This is a genomic window from Streptomyces sp. NPDC002623 (assembly GCF_053592635.1).
Genome location: NZ_JBSFWB010000008.1, coordinates 162,280 through 178,606 on the forward strand (window position 1 = coordinate 162,280; position 16,327 = coordinate 178,606).

The window sequence follows — 16,327 nt, forward strand, 5'->3', positions numbered from 1 at the left end:
TCGGCGGCTGCGGGCATGAGGTGGGGAGACACCCTTTGTGGCTGGGGCGGTCGGCTCCACGGCTTTAGGCAGCCACTTTGGGGCGAGCCTCTAAGATCATGGCCCCAACGTCGCGCTTTACGGGCAGGTCCACTGACTGCCCGACTCGCCATCAGCTTACGGGGCCATGATCACTCGCCCCAAAGCAGCTCCAGCCCAAAGCCGCTCCGCCGACCTGCGGGTTAACTTCCAGAGTCATTTCCTCCCGCCGAGGGCCATTCGCGCGTTCCCCATCGAATTTCGTCAAACAGCGATTCAAACTCCTTCTCGCTGGAAACTGAGAATGTCGCGTGAATGTCGAGCAATCTCCAGGCGGCCCAGGTTACCGAGTCCTGCATGTCCCTCAAGAAGTTGCCTTCGCTGAGCTTGCGAACTTCACCGCCGTGGGCGACAGTACTTCTGACGGAGTAGAAATCTTCATGCTCCTTCGCCCGCTTTGACCTTGCTCTGGGGTCTGGTTCAAGAAGGGCGTACCGCTCCTTCATGGCCCGTCCGGGCAGAGCAGATTTTGATCCCAGCAGAGCATCCAGTGCCACGCCCGCCGCCAAGGCTGCATCGTCCTGCGCTGAAGCCCAATAACTTTCAGCGAACCAGCGAGCAGCGACGTGTAGCCGCCGCAAGAAGCTGTTCTCTTGCATTAGGCATGTCTCGACGGCGGCATGCAGTAAATCGTCCGCTAGTAGCTCTTTCAGGGGTACAGGATCTTCTCCACGCCATTGAATGCCACCGCTGTTTCCAATGGCATCTATCACCAGTGGGTTGGAGTATAGTTCCGCGTGGTCACCTGACTCTCTAACGCTGGCCTCGACCGCCTTTCTGTCCAGTGCGATACCTCTGAGACCTGGACGATTCGTGTCCCCTCTGAGGGACCACAAATTGCGATCGCTCTTATTCGTGACGAGCATCATTGTTAGGTTCACCAAGGCATGGAAGTTCCTTGCCGCTTGGCGGCGTGCCATGCCTCGTTGCCCCGGAACGAGCGCGGCAAATCCGACTCGCGGCTCCCTATGCTTGAGCTCGCTTACATAGGTTTCGATTTGACTTCTGTGTGCTTGCCCTCGACCGCCCAAATTTTGAACTGAATCAACAAATTTCTCATCTAGGAGACCGATTACATTTTTCTTTCCCATCCTTACGGGCTCCCCAGTCCATTCAATGTTTGAAACCGGGAAGATGACAATGGATGGTTCGGTATAGATAATGCGCGCGAGTAGTCGCCTTGCTTTATCTTCCGGTTCTTCGGATCCGTGGACGAAGGCGATGAGTGTCGCCAGAAATCCCCAAAGCTCTTCCAAGCTCCACCGATCACGTACCTGTGGCTGTTTGGCGAGCAATGCGTGAAGCTCCTCCAATCTCCCAACACCCTCTGCGGATAGGCGAACTGGACCGCTCGGTGAAGAGATGGCGGCGGTCTGAGAGTGTCGGTAGGATTCGGTGCACCAGCCATAATCCCAGGGTTTTGTGTTATCGGAGTATTCGGCATTGGCGACAGCGGTCAAAACTAGTTCTGTTGCTTTGGTGTGAATTTTGTCCATGTCGGCAGTCTGGCAGTTCCAGCTCTCGCAATCAGCCGAATTATGGAAAGATCATGTAGCTGTCAGAGACGCGAAACTTTGCGCGCCACAGCCATGCGGTCAGGCCCGAGGCCAACGACGGGCCGCGGCATCCGAGATGACCTGGTCAACAGGGCTGCCGCTACGGTCGGATCGTTCAGCCCCCTGGGCCGTCCCTGGGCCGTGCGAGGCCGACCAACGCTGACAGGCGACGCCCGAGGGTGACCACCCCCACCCCGCTCCGGCCTGGGGTCCCGGAGATGATCTGCCACACTGGACGTGTTATGCCTGCACCCGGAGATCTGGCATCCATCCAAGGTCGTCGGGTCCAGACGACAGGTGGATCGCCCCCCGAAGACACTGCGTGATCGAATTGACCGACGTGAGCCGTCGTTCTCAAGCTTTAGATTCCAGCCGACCGTTGAACGTCCATCCAGTCCTCTCGGCTGGGCGGCTGTCGAGCATTCGGCAGTGCCTGTTATGCCGAACTCACGGTTGGTGAGCAGCGCCTCCGCTAGCTTCGAGGTGTGACTCTTGAGCTGCCTCATCTGACGGCGCCGGTCGGAGACCCCTGAGGCCGGCGCAGCCGTCAGGGTTGACGGGATCGCTGCGAGTTCTTTCGTCGTAGCTACTCCCACGACGGCGACCCTTGTTCATGCCTCGAAGCCGTACTCCAACACATACGCAGACGAGTCCAACACCATGTCGTTCACCTCGACCGCAGCGCCCTGGGCGTCGAAAGCGGTACGGGCGACCAGCACCACCGGCACACCTGACGGCAACCCGAGCTGTTCGGCCTCGGTCGCGCTCGGCATTCGGGAGCGAATCTCCTCACGGAAGCGGACGGGTTTGCGGCCGAGTTCCGCCAACCGGGCGTAGAGGCCACCGGGTCCGGTATCGGATTGGGTGATCGGCGTGCCTGAGACAAGGTCCGCAGGGAGATAGGACGTGGCAAGCAGCACGGGCTTGCCATCCAGGCTGTAGCGGCGGTGCCGAACGCACACCCTCGCCCCCTCTCCCAGGGTCAGAACACCCGCAATCACAGCCGGGGCATCCTCTTCAGTCACCTCGACCGAATCGACAAGGAGTTCCCGGCCGGCGGCATCCGCCTCCCAAACGGATCGCCCCTCTCCCCACTGAGCGCGAGCGAGGCGCTCGATGCCCCGCCGTCGGATCGGTCGGAAGGCCCGGACGAACACTCCGACACCCTTGCGTGCCTCGACCATCCCCTCGGCCTGCAGAACACCCAGCGCCTGCCGGGCCGTCATACGCGCCACACCGTGCGCCGCCATGAGCTCGTTCTCACCGGGCAGACGCTCACCCGGCCCGTACCGACCGGCCTCGATGGCCGCTCGCAGTTCTGCGGCGATGCGCTGGTACTTGGGCTGACGCCTCGCATCCGGGCTGCTCATCCAGGCCACTCCTCTGATCATCTCTAGACATCCTAGGCATCAGACGTCGCAGCCACAGCCGGACGACGACTCCGTACGGGCAATTCCGTACACATCTCTAGAGATGTGCAGCGAAGCTCCCGGATGGATGCTTCACTGGCGACATCTCTAGAGATGTAAAGGTCCGCCAGTCGCCTTGGAGGTCGTCATGCAGGTCCACACCACGTCCTCGCACGCCTCGAGTCCCGACATGTCAGAGGTCCAGTGGCAAGTACCGCACAGTCCTCGCAGCGCGAGCCGCGCCCGGTGTCTTCTGCGCACCCAGCTCACCGAGTGGAAGATCAATGGCGAGGCGGCCTTCGCGGCCGAGCTGGTGCTCTCGGAGTTGGTCACCAACGCACTCCGGCACGCACGCACCCCGGCGGGACGCGAAATCGGCGTGCGGATCGCCCAATACGAAGGACGCCTACGGGTGGAGGTCGCCGACGCCAACAACGCCCGTCCCCAGCCGAGAAAGGCAACTGCCGAAGACGAGCACGGTCGCGGCCTCGCCATGGTCGAGGCTCTCGCGCAGCGATGGGGCTGCTGCCCTCGGCGCAATGGCATCGGCAAAGCGATCTGGGCCGAACTGTCACTGTCCCAATGACGATGGGCTGAGCAGGACAGGGACAGGACCGTTTGCTCAGTCCAGATGCGTCGGTGCGAACATCCGCAGCACCGCCGGAAGCACCACCACCGACGGGCCCGGTGCCCTCAGCGCCTTCGCCAGGTCCGTCTCCAGGGTCTTCGGGGACGTCCGCACGGCCGGGACGCCGAAGGACTCCGCCAGGGCCACGTAGTCGGGGCGGGTCAGTTCCGTGGCCGTGGGTTCGCCGAAGGCTTCCGTCATGTACTCGCGGAGGATGCCGTAGCCGCCGTCGTCGACGATCAGCCAGGTGACGTCGAGGGCGTACTGCTTCGCCGTCGCCAGTTCCGCGATCGAGTACAGCGCGCCACCGTCCCCCGAGACCGCGAGGACCGGGCGGGTGGGGTCCGCGACCGCCGCGCCCAGGGCCGCCGGGAAGCCGTAGCCGAGGCCGCCGGCGCCCTGGGCGGAGTGCATGTGGTTGGGGCCCTTGGCGTCGAACGCCGACCACGCCCAGTACGCCAGGATGGTCATGTCCCAGAAGGACGGGGAGGCTGCCGGGAGCGCCGCTCGCACCGACGCCAACACGTCCTGTTCCAGGGTGAGTTCCTGGGCCGCGATACGGTCGGCCACCTTCGTCAGGACCTCGCGGACGCGCTGTGGAGCCGTTTCGTCCGTCCGCGCGGACACCGTCTCCAGCAGTGCCTGCAGGGCGAGACGGGCGTCCGCATGGATGCCTAGCGCCGGGTGGTTGGACTCGAGTTTGCCGAGGTCCGCCTCGATCTGGACGACTCGGCCGCGGGGCTTGAACGTGTGGTAGTTGGAGGAGAGTTCGCCTAGTCCCGAGCCCACCACCAGGAGTACGTCCGCGTCTTCCAGGAAGTCCGTGGTGTGGCGGTCCTCGATCCAGGACTGGAGGGAGAGCGGGTGCTGCCAGGGGAAGGCGCCCTTGCCGCCCGGGGTGGTGACCACGGGGGCCTGGATCCGCTCCGCGAGCGCGCGCAGCTTCTTCGACGCGTCCGCCCGCACCACTCCCCCGCCCGCGATGATCGCCGGGCGGGCGGCCGTCGACAGCAGGTGTGCCGCCACTGCCGTCAGTTCGGGGCGGGGCGGGAGTTCCTCCGGGAAGGCGTCGCCTCCCGTCACCACCGGGAGCGACGTCTCGGCCAGCAGCACGTCCTGCGGGATCTCCACCCACACCGGGCCGTGCGGCGCCGTCAGCGCCGACTTCCAGGCCGCCTCGATCGCGGACGGGATCTGGGACTGGGCGCGGACCGTGTGGACGGACTTCACCACGCCCCTGAAGGAGGCCGACTGGTCCGGGAGTTCGTGGAGGTAGCCGTGCCTGCCGCCGCCCAGGCCCGCCGTCGGGATCTGGCTGCTGATGGCCAGCACCGGGGCGGAGGCCGCGGCCGCCTCCTGGAGGGCCGCGAGGGAGGTCAGTGCCCCCGGGCCCGTCGAGAGCAGGAGCGGGGCCGCCTCGCCGGTGATCCTGCCGTACGCGTCCGCCGCGAAGCCCGCGTTGTTCTCCACCCGCAGGCCGATGTAGCGCAGCGCGGAGCGGCGCAGGGCGTCGAACATGCCCAGCGCGTGCTGGCCGGGCAGTCCGAAGACCGTCGTCGTGCCGAGCGCGGCCAGGGTCTCCACGACCAGGTCTCCGCCGATGCGGCCGGAAGGAGGGTTGAGCGCAGCGGAGATCTGCGCCTCCGTCGGGCGGAGTACCAGGTCGTGGTCGTGAGTCACTTCGCTTCCGAGTCCTTCCGGGCCGCCGCGATCTGACGGGACATGATCGTGGTCAGTTCGTACGCCGTGTGGGACGCGGCCACCGACGTGATCTCCGCGTGATCGTACGCGGGGGCCACCTCGACGACGTCCGCCGAGACCAGGTTGCAGGACGCCAGGCCGCGCAGGATCTCGAGGAGTTCGCGGGAGGTCATGCCGCCCGCTTCCGGGGTGCCGGTGCCGGGGGCGTGCGCCGGGTCCAGGCAGTCGATGTCGATGGAGATGTAGAGCGGTCGGTCGCCGATGCGCTGCCGCAGCTGGTCGGCGATCTCGTCGGCGCCGCGGCGGTAGACGTCCGCCGACGTGACGATGCCGAAGCCCATCTTCTCGTCGTCGGTCAGGTCCTGCTTGCCGTACAGCGGGCCGCGCGTGCCGACGTGCGAGAGGGCCTCGGTGTCGAGGATGCCCTCCTCCACCGCCCGGCGGAACGGCGTGCCGTGCGTGTACTCCGCGCCGAAGTACGTGTCCCAGGTGTCGAGGTGGGCGTCGAAGTGGAGCAGGGCCACGGGTCCGTGCTTCCTCGCGACCGAGCGCAGCAGCGGAAGGGCGATGGTGTGATCGCCGCCGAGGGTCATCAGACGGGCGCCCGTGCCGAGCAGGTCGTCTGCGGCCGCCTCGATCGTCTCCACGGCCTCGTGGATGTCGAACGGGTTCACCGCGATGTCGCCGCCGTCCGCGACCTGGGCGAGGGCGAAGGGGGAGGCGTCCTGCGCGGGGTTGTACGGCCGCAGCAGCCGGGACGCCTCACGGATCGCGTTGCCGCCGAAGCGGGCGCCCGGGCGGTAGGAGACTCCGGAGTCGAACGGCACGCCCACCACGGCGACGTCGGCGCGGCCGACCTCGTCGAGCCGGGGCAGCCGGGCGAAGGTCGCGGGGCCCGCGTACCTCGGGATGCGGGAGGAGTCGACGGGGCCGCGGGGCATCTCGTTGCCGCTCATGGTCGTATGCCTTCTTTCTCTCGCTTCGTCGCCTGGTCCGCCATCGAGCGTAGGTGGCGGGAGAGCCGACACGAAGTGTACGTTTCCTCCATCCAAGGGGCAGACAGTGGAGGGAACGCACACCATGGCGGAGCAGTCGGCCGTTCCTCTCACTCCACCGGTACCCCTCGCCGCCCTCCTGGCCCGGGAGGACCTCGCCCTGCGCCAGATCGCCGGGCCCGCCGATCCCGGTGTCGTGCTGCACGGGGCGCACGCCTCGGAGATGACCGACCCGTACCCGTACCTGCTGGGCGGCGAGCTGCTGCTGACGGCGGGGGTGCACATTCCGGGGACGGCCGGGTCACGGGCCTACTTCGACGACTACGTGACGCGGATCGTCTCCGGCGGCGGTGCGGCCCTGGGGTTCGGGGTGGCGCCGGTGCACGACACGGTGCCGGGGGCGCTGGTCGCCGCCTGCGAGGCGCACGGGCTGCCGCTGCTGGAGGTGCCGCCGCGGACGACCTTCGCGGCCGTCGCCCGGGCCGTCTGGCAGCTGATGGAGCGCGCCCGCACGGCCGAGCTGCGCCGGGTGACGGAGGCGCAGGCGAGCCTCGCGGCCGCCGCCTCCCGGCCGGACCCGGTCCCTGCCGTCCTGCGGCAACTGGCCCAGCGGGTCGCGGGGCGCGCGGTGCTGTACGGGCCGGAGGGGACGGAGATCGCGGGGGCGGGGCAGGCGTCCCCGGACGACCTTCCCCTCGCCGACCTCGCCCGCATCCTCACCGCCCGAGCCTCGGCCGCCCCCGGCTCGACCCCCGCCTCGACCCCGGCCTCGACCCCCGCCTCGACCCCCGCCTCGGCCCCGGCCTCCACCTCGGCCATCGCCTCCACCGCCAGCGACACCGCCCCCTCCGGCGCCCATCTCGCCGCCTACGCGCTGGGCGCCGGTCAGGGGTTCGTGCTCGGGGTCGCGGCGCCTCGGCGGGACCCCGGTGACCACACCATCGCCTCCGTCGCCGCCGTCCTGCTCTCGCTCCTCACCGGCGAGCAGCAGAGCGGCTCGGGAGCGGCCCGCTCCTCCGCGCTCGTGCGGCTGCTGCTGGGCGGCGCGCCCGAGGAGGTGGCGCCGCTGCTCAGCCGGGGATCCGGTCAGCGGTGGCTCGTCGTGCACGCACGGCCCGAGGCGCAGGCGCCCGACCCCGTGGCGGCCTCGGCGCTCGGCGCGGCGCTCGGGTCACCGCTGGTGGACCTGGCCGCAGACGTCGTCCGGGTCCTCGTGCCGGCCGACCGGACGCCGGGGCCGCAGCCGGGCTGGACCCTCGGCGTCAGCGCGGCCGCGGACCCCGCCGGCTGGCCGGCCGCCGACGCGCAGGCGGGCCGCGCGCTGGCCCGGGCCCGCGCCACCCGCACGGCCCTCGTCCGGCACGGTTCCGGCGCCGGTCTGCTCGGCCTGTTGCCGCCGGACGAGGCCCGCGCCCACGCCCGGACGCTCCTCGCCCCGCTCGCCGCGAGCGCCCCGCTCGCCGAGACCCTGCGCACCTGGCTCTCCCTGCACGGCAGCTGGGACCGCACGGCGGTGGCGCTGTCCGTGCACCGCAACACCGTGCGGCAGCGGATCGCCCGCTGCGCAACCCTGTTGGGGACGGATCTGGACGATCCCGACGTACGGATGGAGCTGTGGTTCGCGCTCAGAAATGAGTGAGTGACGCGTGTCCCAGCGGCCGGAACAGCCAAGACGCGCACCGCCCGCTGCCTCACAATGGAAACCATGCCGATACCCGGGACGCCCAGCCGCGCCGAACTCGTCGACCACCTCGTCAGAACCCGTATCGCAGGTGATGTCGCCACACCGCGCGAGAACAACCTCTCCCACTACCGCCAACTGGCCAACGGCGTCCGCAACTTCTGGCTCGGCCTGGAACTCGGCGACCGCTGGAGCGACGAGCAGGACGTGCTCGCGGTGATGGCGGAGCGGGTCGGCGTGAACGACGATCCCGAGTACCGCTACGGCCAGGACACCATCGACCCCGAGCTGACGGTCGACGGTCTGGACCGGTTGGCGGCCCGGCTGCGCAAGGCGGCCGAGGGACGGCAGCGGGTCCTCTTCGCCACCGGGCACCCCGGCGGCCTCCTCGACGTGCACCGGGCCACGGCCGCCGCCCTGCGCACGGCCGGCTGCGAGATCGTCGTCATCCCGGAGGGGCTGCAGACGGACGAGGGGTACGTCTGGCAGCTCGCCGACGTGGCCGTCCTCGAACACGGCGCCAGCCTGTGGCACACCCACTCGGGCGAGCCGATGAAGGCCATCCTCACCGCGCTGGAGCGCGAGGGCCGCCCGCTGCCCGACCTGGTGGTCGCCGACCACGGCTGGGCGGGCTACGCGGGCCGGCACGGCGTCGACTCCGTCGGGTACGCCGACTGCAACGACCCGGCGCTGTTCATCGCCGAGGCGGAGGGCACCGTCCAGGTGGCGGTCCCGCTGGACGACCATGTCGTCAGCCCGCGTCACTACGACCCGATGGTCGCCTACCTCCTCGCCGCGGCGGGCCTCGGCGAGGATCCCGAGCAGGACTAGGACGGTCCTAGCGCGGGGCCCGGACCACGCCTTCCTGGATCACCGATACCGCGAGGCGGCCGTCCTGCGTGTAGATGCGGGCCTGGCCGAGGCCGCGGCCGCCGTGCGCGGACGGCGACTCCTGGTCGTACAGGAGCCATTCGTCGGCGCGGAACGGGCGGTGGAACCACATCGCGTGGTCCAGGGACGCGCCGACGACGTCACCGACCGCCCAGCCGCCGCGGCCGTGCGCGAGGAGGATCGAGTCGAGGAGCGTCATGTCGGAGACGTAGGTGGCGAGGACGACGTGCAGCAGCGGGTCGTCGGCCAGCTTGCCGTTGGCGCGGAACCAGACCTGGGAGTGCGGCTCGCGCGGTTCGCCGTACTGCCCGTACGGCGGCTCGTCGACATACCGCAGGTCGACGGCCTCGCGCGCCTCCAGGAACTTCTCGACGATCTCGGGGGCGAGATGGCCGTAGCCGCGCAGCCGCTCCTCCGAGGTGGGGAGGGTGGCCGGGTCCGGGGCGGGCGGCATGGGGGCCTGGTGCTCGAAGCCCTCCTCGTGCCGCTGGAAGGAGGCGGACAGCGCGAAGATCGGCTGTCCGTGCTGGACCGCGAGGACCCGGCGCGCGGTGAACGAACGGCCGTCGTTCATCCGGTCGACCGTGTAGACGATCGGCGCGCCCGGGTCGCCGGGGCGCAGGAAGTACGCGTGCAGGGAGTGGGCGAGACGGTCCTCGGGGACCGTCCGTCCGGCTGCGACCAGCGCCTGCGCCGCGACCTGCCCGCCGAAGACGCGCGGGACGACGGCGGAGCGGGACCGGCCGCGGAAAATGTTCTCCTCGATCTGCTCGAGGTCGAGCAGATCGAGGAGATCCTGAAGTGCCTGGCTCATGCAGCCATTTCTACTGGTCAGTAATTACCGGGACCTTACAGGCCCATGTCCTTACAGGCCCATGTCCTTCGCGATGATCGACTTCATGATCTCGCTGGTGCCGCCGTAGATGCGGTTGACGCGATTGTCCGCGTACAGGCGGGCGATCGGGTACTCGTTCATGAAACCGTACCCGCCGTGCAGCTGGAGGCAGCGGTCGATCACCCGGTGGGCGACCTCGGTGCAGAACAGCTTGGCGCTGGCGGCCTCGGCCGGGGTCAGCTCACCGGCGTCGAGCGCCTCCGTGGCACGGTCGGCGACGGCCTCGGCCGCGTCCACCTCGGCCTGGCAGGCGGCCAGCTCGAACTTGGTGTTCTGGAAGGACGCGACGGTCTGACCGAAGACGGTGCGCTCCTGCACGTACTGCTTGGCGAACCGGACGGCGGCCTTGGCCTGCGCGTACGCGCCGTAGGCGATGCCCCAGCGCTCGGAGGCGAGGTTGTGGCCGAGGTAGTAGAAGCCCTTGTTCTCCTCGCCGAGGAGGTCCTCGACGGGCACCTTGACGTCGACGAACGCCAGCTCGGCGGTGTCGGAGGTCTTCAGGCCGAGCTTGTCCAGCTTGCGGCCGACGGAGTAGCCCTCGGCCTTGGTGTCCACGACGAAGAGGGAGATGCCGTGGCGGCGGTCCTCGGCGGTGGGCGCGGAGGTGCGGGCGCAGACGATCATGCGGTCGGCGTGCACGCCGCCGGTGATGAAGGTCTTGGAGCCGTTGAGGACGTAGTGCGTGCCGTCCTCGGAGAGCTTGGCGGTGGACTTCATGCCCGCGAGGTCGGAGCCGGTGCCCGGCTCGGTCATCGCGATCGCCCACATCTCCTCGCCGGAGACGAACTTCGGCAGGAAGCGCTTCTTCTGCTCGTCGGTGGCGAGCAGCTTGATGTAGGGCAGACCGAGCAGCACGTGCACGCCGGAGCCGCCGAAGGAGACGCCCGCGCGGGCGGTCTCCTCGTAGAGGACGGCCTCGAACTTGTAGGAGTCGATGCCGGCGCCGCCGTGCTCCTCGTCGACGCGGATGCCGAAGACGCCCAGCTCGGCGAGCTTGTAGTAGAAGTCGCGCGGCGCCTGGCCGGCCGCGAACCACTCGTCGTAGACCGGGACGACCTCGGCCTCGATGAAGGCCCGCAGGGTCTCCCGGAACGCCTCGTGATCCTCGTTGAACACCGTACGGCGCACCGCCGCCACCTCCACCTGGCTCAAGGGTCCATATCTAAGCGCTTGCTCAGAGTTTCACCGTACCGGCGGGTAGGGAGGGGCGTCCAGAGGGATCGGTCCGTAACGCTCGTCACTCCCCGGCCGCCGCGAAGGCCCCCCGCGCCATCCGGTGCAGCAGTCGGGCGGTGGCCGCACGGCCCGGCAGGGAACCCGGTCGGCCGAGGTGCGGGGTGGAGTTCAGCAGGCCGAAGACGGAGTGCACCGCGGAGCGGGCCGCGGGCTCGGCGAGGCCCGGGTAGACGGCGCGCAGGGCCTCCACCCACAGCTCGACGTACTGCCGCTGGAGCTGGCGGACCAGCTTGCGGTCGCTCTCGCGCAGGCGGTCCAGCTCGCGGTCGTGCAGGGTGATCAGGGGACGGTCGTCGAGCGCGAAGTCGATGTGCCCCTCGATGAGCGAGTCGAGGACCGCCGCCGCAGGCCCCCCGTCGGCCTCCGCCAGACGGCGCTTCGCGCCCGTCAGGAGCTGGCCGCTGATGCCGACCAGCAGCTCCGCGAGCATCGCGTCCTTGCCCGGGAAGTGCCGGTAGAGCCCGGGGCCGCTGATGCCGACCGCGGCTCCTATCTCGTCGACCCCGACCCCGTGGAACCCGCGCTCGGCGAAGAGCCGCGCGGCCTCCTTGAGGATCTGCTCGCGGCGGGTGGGGGCGTCGGTTCTCGTGGCCATGGGGGCAATTCTAGACAGGGGCGTTAGCGGTCGTTAACCTGGAGGAAATGGTTAACGCTCATTAACAGGCGATCACTGGGTGAGGGGACCGCGAGGATGGAAGAGGCACCGGAGCTGACGAGTGCGGCAGATCCCGCCTCGGGGGCCTGGCGGGCCAACGAGCAGGCGCACCGCGCGCTCGTCGACGAGCTGCACGGCAAGCTCGCCGCGGCCCGGCTGGGCGGCGGGGAGAAGGCGCGGGCGCGGCACACCGCGCGCGGCAAGCTGCTGCCCCGGGACCGCGTCGACACCGTGCTGGACCCCGGATCGCCGTTCCTGGAGCTCGCCCCGCTCGCCGCCGACGGGATGTACGAGGACCAGGCCCCGGCCGCCGGGGTCATCGCGGGGATCGGGCGGGTCGCCGGCCGCGAGTGCGTGGTCGTCGCCAACGACGCCACCGTCAAGGGCGGCACCTACTACCCGATGACGGTGAAGAAGCATCTGCGGGCCCAGGAGGTCGCCCTGGAGAACCGGCTGCCGTGCCTCTACCTGGTCGACTCCGGAGGCGCCTTCCTGCCCATGCAGGACGAGGTGTTCCCGGACCGGGAGCACTTCGGGCGGATCTTCTACAACCAGGCCCGGATGTCCGGGGCCGGCATCCCGCAGATCGCCGCCGTGCTGGGCTCGTGCACGGCCGGCGGCGCCTACGTCCCGGCCATGAGCGACGAGGCGGTCATCGTCCGCGGCCAGGGCACGATCTTCCTGGGCGGGCCCCCGCTGGTGAAGGCCGCCACCGGCGAGGTCGTCACGGCGGAGGAACTGGGCGGCGGCGAGGTGCACGCACGCGTGTCGGGCGTGACCGACCATCTGGCGGAGGACGACGCGCACGCGCTGCGCATCGTCCGGAACATCGTCGCCACGCTCCCCGCGCGCGGGCCGCTCCCCTGGGCGGTCCGGCCGGCCGTCGAGCCCAAGGTCGACCCCTACGGGCTCTACGGCGCCGTCCCCGTCGACTCCCGTACCCCCTACGACGTACGGGAGGTCATCGCGCGCGTGGTCGACGGCTCCCGGTTCGCGGAGTTCAAGGCCGAGTTCGGGCAGACCCTGGTCACCGGCTTCGCCCGGATCCACGGCCACCCGGTCGGCATCGTCGCCAACAACGGCATCCTGTTCTCCGAGTCCGCCCAGAAGGGCGCCCACTTCATCGAGCTGTGCGACCAGCGCGGGATCCCGCTGGTGTTCCTGCAGAACATCTCCGGGTTCATGGTCGGCCGGGACTACGAGGCCGGGGGCATCGCCAAGCACGGCGCCAAGATGGTGACGGCCGTGGCGTGCACGCGCGTGCCGAAGCTGACGGTCGTGGTCGGCGGTTCGTACGGCGCCGGGAACTACTCGATGTGCGGCCGGGCCTACTCGCCCCGGTTCCTGTGGATGTGGCCGGGCGCGAAGATCTCGGTCATGGGCGGCGAGCAGGCCGCGTCGGTCCTCGCGACCGTCAAGCGGGACCAGCTGGAGGGGCGCGGCGAGGAGTGGCCGGCCGAGGCGGAGGAGTCCTTCAAGGCTCCGATCCGCGCCCAGTACGAGCGCCAGGGGAACGCCTACTACGCCACGGCCCGGCTCTGGGACGACGGTGTGATCGACCCGCTGGAGACCCGGCAGGTGCTGGGCCTGGCCCTGACCGCCTGCGCCAACGCGCCACTGGGCGACCCCCAGTTCGGCGTCTTCCGGATGTGAGGACCCATGTTCGAAACGGTGTTGGTGGCCAACCGGGGCGAGATCGCCGTCCGGGTCATCCGCACGCTCCGGGCGCTCGGCGTGCGCTCGGCAGCCGTCTTCTCCGACGCCGACGCGGACGCCCGGCACGTCCGGGAGGCCGACACGGCGGTCCGGATCGGACCGGCGCCCGCGGCGCAGAGCTATCTGTCGGCCGAGCGGCTGTTGGAGGCGGCGGCCCGCACCGGCGCGCAGGCCGTCCACCCCGGGTACGGCTTCCTCGCGGAGAACGCGGCCTTCGCACGCGCCTGCGAGGAGGCGGGGCTGGTCTTCGTCGGACCGCCCGCCGACGCGATCGCCCTGATGGGCGACAAGATCCGCGCCAAGGAGACCGTGCAGGCCGCCGGGGTGCCGGTGGTCCCCGGCGGGCGTGACCCGGACCTGGCCGCCGCCGCCCGCGAGCTGGGCGCGCCCGTGCTGCTCAAGCCGTCGGCCGGCGGGGGCGGCAAGGGCATGCGTCTGGTGCGGGATCTGACCGTGCTGGACGAGGAGATCGCCGCCGCCCGCCGCGAGGCCCGCGCCTCCTTCGGCGACGACACGCTCCTCGTCGAGCGCTGGGTGGACCGCCCCCGGCACATCGAGATCCAGATCCTGGCCGACGGCCACGGGAACGTCGTCCACCTCGGCGAGCGCGAGTGCTCGTTGCAGCGGCGGCACCAGAAGGTCGTCGAGGAGGCGCCGAGCGTGCTGCTCGACGAGCGGACCCGGGCCGCGATGGGCGAGGCGGCGGTCCAGGCGGCCCGCTCCTGCGGGTACCGGGGCGCGGGCACGGTGGAGTTCATCGTGCCGGGCGTCGACCCGTCGTCCTACCACTTCATGGAGATGAACACCCGCCTCCAGGTGGAGCATCCGGTGACGGAGCTGGTCACCGGGCTCGATCTGGTGGAGTGGCAGCTGCGGGTGGCGGCCGGCGAGCCCCTGTCCTTCGGACAGGAGGACGTCCGGCTGACCGGGCACGCGGTCGAGGCGCGGATCTGCGCCGAGACCGTGTCCGTCAAAGAGGGCGCGCGCGGGTTCCTCCCCTCCGGCGGGACGGTCCTGCGGCTGCGCGAGCCCCAGGGCGACGGCGTCCGCACCGACTCCGGGCTCAGCGAGGGCACGGAGGTCGGCAGCCTGTACGACCCGATGCTGTCCAAGGTGATCGCCTACGGCCCCGACCGGGAGACCGCGCTCAGAAAACTCCGGGCGGCCCTCGCGGAGACGGTCACGCTGGGCGTGCCGACCAACGCGGGCTTCCTGCGCCGGCTGCTGGCCCATCCGGCGGTCGTGGCGGGCGAGTTGGACACCGGGCTGGTGGAGCGGGTGGTGGACGAGCTGGTCGCCTCGGAGGTGCCGGGGGAGGTCTACGCGGCGGCAGCGCTGCTGCGCCACGCCGCGCTCACCCCGGTGCCCGACGCCGGCTGGGCGGACCCCTTCTCGGCCGCGGACGGCTGGCGTCTGGGGGGCGAGCGGGCCTGGACGGCACACCATCTGCAGGTGCCGGGGCACGACCCGGTGACTGTCCGCGTCCGCGGCACGGCCGACGGCGGGGCCGAGGTGCTGGTGGCCGGGGAGGCCGCCCCGCGCCGGGGTTCCGGGGGCCTGCCCCCGCGGCCCGGCGGGGACGCCCGGTTCACCTGTCTGCTCGACGGCGTCACGCACACCTTCACCGCGCTCCCGGACGGCACCTGGCTCGGCCGGGACGGCGACGCCTGGCAGGTGCGCGACCACGACCCCGTCGCCGCCTCCCTCACCCGCGGGGCCCACGCGGGCGCGGACTCGCTCACCGCGCCCATGCCCGGCACCGTCACGGTCGTCAAGGTGGCGGTGGGGGACGAAGTGGCCGCGGGGCAGAGTCTGCTGGTCGTCGAGGCGATGAAGATGGAGCACGTCATCTCCGCCCCGCACGCCGGCACGGTCGCCGAACTCGACGTGACCCCGGGCACGACGGTCGCCATGGACCAGGTGCTGGCCGTGATCACCCCGGCGGAGGAGGACCAGTGACACTGCCCATGGTCGTACCGGCCCCGGAGCTGCCCGCGCGGGTGCGCATCCACGAGGTCGGCCCACGCGACGGCCTGCAGAACGAGAAGTCGACCGTGCCGACGGCCGTCAAGGCGGAGTTCGTCCACCGCCTCGCCGAAGCCGGCCTCAGCACCATCGAGGCCACCAGCTTCGTCCACCCCGAGTGGGTGCCCCAACTCGCCGACGCCGAGCAGCTGTTCCCGCTGGTGTCCGAACTGCCGGTGGCACTGCCGGTCCTCGTGCCGAACGAACGCGGGCTGGACCGCGCCCTCGCGCTGGGCGCACAGCGCGTCGCCGTGTTCGCCAGCGCCACCGAGTCCTTCGCGAAGGCCAACCTCAACCGCACGGTGGACGAGGCGCTGGCCATGTTCGAACCGGTGGTGGCCCGGGCGAAGGCGCAGGGCGCATGGGTGCGCGGCTATCTCTCCATGTGCTTCGGCGACCCGTGGGAGGGCGCGGTCCCGGTCGACCAGGTCGTCCGGGTCTGCCGCGCCCTGCTCGACCTGGGCTGCGACGAGTTGAGCCTGGGCGACACCATCGGCGTGGCCACCGCGGGGCACGTCCGGGCGCTGCTGACCGCGCTGAACGAACAGGGCGTCCCCACGGGCGCGTTGGCCGTGCACTTCCACGACACCTACGGCCAGGCGCTCGCCAACACCCTCGCCGCGCTCCAGCACGGCGTCACCGTCGTCGACGCCTCGGCGGGCGGTCTCGGCGGCTGCCCCTACGCCAAGTCCGCCACCGGCAATCTCGCCACCGAAGACCTCGTGTGGATGCTGCAGGGCCTCGGCATCGACACCGGGGTCGACCTCGGCCGTCTCGTCGCCACAAGCGAGTGGATGGCCGCCCGACTGGGCCGACCCAGCCCGTCCCGTACCGTCCGCGCCCTCTCCCACCAGGAGTGAA

The 16,327-nt window shown here is 70.3% G+C and carries 13 protein-coding genes; 6 read left to right on the forward strand and 7 right to left on the reverse strand.

Annotation, left to right across the window (positions count from 1 at the left end):
• Positions 1-221 precede the first annotated feature (221 nt).
• Positions 222-1,574 (reverse strand): hypothetical protein, encoded by a 1,353-nt coding sequence (locus ACWD4O_RS16955; RefSeq protein ID WP_451280528.1) that lies wholly within the window; start codon positions 1,572-1,574, stop codon positions 222-224.
• 671 nt (positions 1,575-2,245) lie between these two features.
• Complete coding sequence (locus ACWD4O_RS16960) at positions 2,246-3,004, reverse strand: GntR family transcriptional regulator (RefSeq protein WP_451280530.1); 759 nt, start codon at positions 3,002-3,004, stop codon at positions 2,246-2,248.
• Between the two features lie 187 nt (positions 3,005-3,191).
• On the opposite strand from ACWD4O_RS16960, the gene ACWD4O_RS16965 reads away from it, so the two are divergent.
• Complete coding sequence (locus ACWD4O_RS16965; protein WP_451280532.1) at positions 3,192-3,629, forward strand: ATP-binding protein; 438 nt, start codon at positions 3,192-3,194, stop codon at positions 3,627-3,629.
• A gap of 36 nt (positions 3,630-3,665) precedes the next feature.
• On the opposite strand, the gene ACWD4O_RS16970 is transcribed toward ACWD4O_RS16965, so the two are convergent.
• Positions 3,666-5,351, reverse strand: coding sequence for a thiamine pyrophosphate-binding protein (locus ACWD4O_RS16970; RefSeq protein WP_451280534.1), 1,686 nt, complete (start codon positions 5,349-5,351; stop codon positions 3,666-3,668).
• Positions 5,348-6,328 carry an agmatinase gene (gene speB, locus ACWD4O_RS16975; protein WP_451280536.1) on the reverse strand — a complete coding sequence of 327 codons (981 nt, stop codon included), beginning with the start codon at positions 6,326-6,328 and terminating at the stop codon, positions 5,348-5,350. Before speB ends, ACWD4O_RS16970 begins: the two co-directional genes overlap by 4 nt.
• A gap of 124 nt (positions 6,329-6,452) precedes the next feature.
• On the opposite strand from speB, the gene ACWD4O_RS16980 reads away from it, so the two are divergent.
• Both ACWD4O_RS16980 and ACWD4O_RS16985 read left to right on the forward strand, forming a co-directional pair.
• The gene (locus ACWD4O_RS16980; protein WP_451280538.1) at positions 6,453-8,006 is read left to right on the forward strand and encodes a helix-turn-helix domain-containing protein; all 1,554 of its coding nucleotides are present in this window, start codon (positions 6,453-6,455) and stop codon (positions 8,004-8,006) included.
• 66 nt (positions 8,007-8,072) lie between these two features.
• Positions 8,073-8,879, forward strand: a complete 807-nt coding sequence (locus tag ACWD4O_RS16985) for a phosphatase (RefSeq protein ID WP_451280540.1) — start codon at positions 8,073-8,075, stop codon at positions 8,877-8,879.
• A 7-nt stretch (positions 8,880-8,886) separates the two neighbouring features.
• Here ACWD4O_RS16985 and ACWD4O_RS16990 read toward each other — a convergent pair whose 3' ends face one another.
• From ACWD4O_RS16990 to ACWD4O_RS17000, 3 genes are all read right to left on the reverse strand, one after another.
• Entirely contained in the window at positions 8,887-9,753 is an 867-nt protein-coding gene (locus ACWD4O_RS16990; RefSeq protein ID WP_451280541.1) for an acyl-CoA thioesterase, read from the reverse strand.
• Between the two features lie 51 nt (positions 9,754-9,804).
• Positions 9,805-10,962, reverse strand: a complete 1,158-nt coding sequence (locus ACWD4O_RS16995; protein WP_351906638.1) for an acyl-CoA dehydrogenase family protein — start codon at positions 10,960-10,962, stop codon at positions 9,805-9,807.
• A 109-nt stretch (positions 10,963-11,071) separates the two neighbouring features.
• A complete protein-coding gene (locus ACWD4O_RS17000) occupies positions 11,072-11,665 on the reverse strand; it encodes an SACE_7040 family transcriptional regulator (protein ID WP_450945746.1) in 594 nt (197 codons plus the stop codon).
• A 96-nt stretch (positions 11,666-11,761) separates the two neighbouring features.
• Here ACWD4O_RS17000 and ACWD4O_RS17005 point away from each other — a divergent pair, with 96 nt between their 5' ends.
• Genes ACWD4O_RS17005 through ACWD4O_RS17015 form a run of 3 tightly spaced genes read left to right on the forward strand, consistent with a single transcriptional unit; the run spans position 11,762 to position 16,326 of the window.
• A complete protein-coding gene (locus ACWD4O_RS17005) occupies positions 11,762-13,378 on the forward strand; it encodes a carboxyl transferase domain-containing protein (protein ID WP_451280543.1) in 1,617 nt (538 codons plus the stop codon).
• Between the two features lie 6 nt (positions 13,379-13,384).
• The gene (locus tag ACWD4O_RS17010) at positions 13,385-15,400 is read left to right on the forward strand and encodes an acetyl/propionyl/methylcrotonyl-CoA carboxylase subunit alpha (protein WP_451280545.1); all 2,016 of its coding nucleotides are present in this window, start codon (positions 13,385-13,387) and stop codon (positions 15,398-15,400) included.
• A gap of 8 nt (positions 15,401-15,408) precedes the next feature.
• Positions 15,409-16,326 carry a hydroxymethylglutaryl-CoA lyase gene (locus ACWD4O_RS17015; protein WP_451280863.1) on the forward strand — a complete coding sequence of 306 codons (918 nt, stop codon included), beginning with the start codon at positions 15,409-15,411 and terminating at the stop codon, positions 16,324-16,326.
• Position 16,327 lies beyond the last annotated feature (1 nt).